This window comes from Microvirga arvi (assembly GCF_016892765.1).
GTDB lineage: Bacteria > Pseudomonadota > Alphaproteobacteria > Rhizobiales > Beijerinckiaceae > Microvirga > Microvirga arvi.
Map to the genome: position 1 here is coordinate 1 of NZ_JAFEMD010000225.1, position 621 is coordinate 621.

The 621-nt window shown below is 59.9% G+C and carries 1 protein-coding gene; it reads left to right on the forward strand.

The features are described from left to right. The first annotated feature begins 92 nt into the window (after positions 1-92). The gene (locus ILT44_RS30625) at positions 93-485 is read left to right on the forward strand and encodes a P-loop NTPase family protein (RefSeq protein ID WP_204243378.1); all 393 of its coding nucleotides are present in this window, start codon (positions 93-95) and stop codon (positions 483-485) included. The last annotated feature ends 136 nt before the right edge of the window (positions 486-621 follow it).

The following is a 621-nucleotide window of genomic DNA, read 5'->3' on the forward strand; positions in this document are numbered from 1 at the left end:
CCGAGGGAACCACAAAGCAATGAGGGGGGTCAGATCTTCAGTGCGCCCAAGGGGTCAATTCTTCGGTTCGGTTGACAAACGCGGAAGCCCCTGTGGCCGAGGCGATCTGGCACGCGGATCTTGTCGTGATCCCCATGCGCCCGGGTCTGTTCGATGTCGATGCTGTTCAGGCCACGATCCAGATGTGCCGTGAACTCAAGAAGCCTTACGCGGTGGTAATCAACGCTGCACCGGTCAAGAACGGCTCGGATGACCTGATGGTTAGGGATGCGCGAGGGGCGATGCAGGCGCTCGACGTTCCCACATGGTCGGGTCAGATCACGCATTCCCCCGAACTGTCGCTTTCCCTGGCTCATGGAGCCGGTGTGAGCGAGTTCAGCTCCGGGTCATCCGGATCGGAGGAGATCGGCAGCCTCTGGCGAGCGCTCACAAGGAGCTTTGAGGCGATGGAGGCTATGACAAGCAACGAGCCTCAATCCGCCTGATCGGCATTGAGAAGGGCTTCACAGGTCCGTGTAGCCCTTCTCCGCTGGGTTTCAGCCCAGCCTGCGCGTTCGACGCGATCGTGATCACGGGTTCCAGATAATCGTGATCATCCATTCCAGGGCAGCGTGATCATGG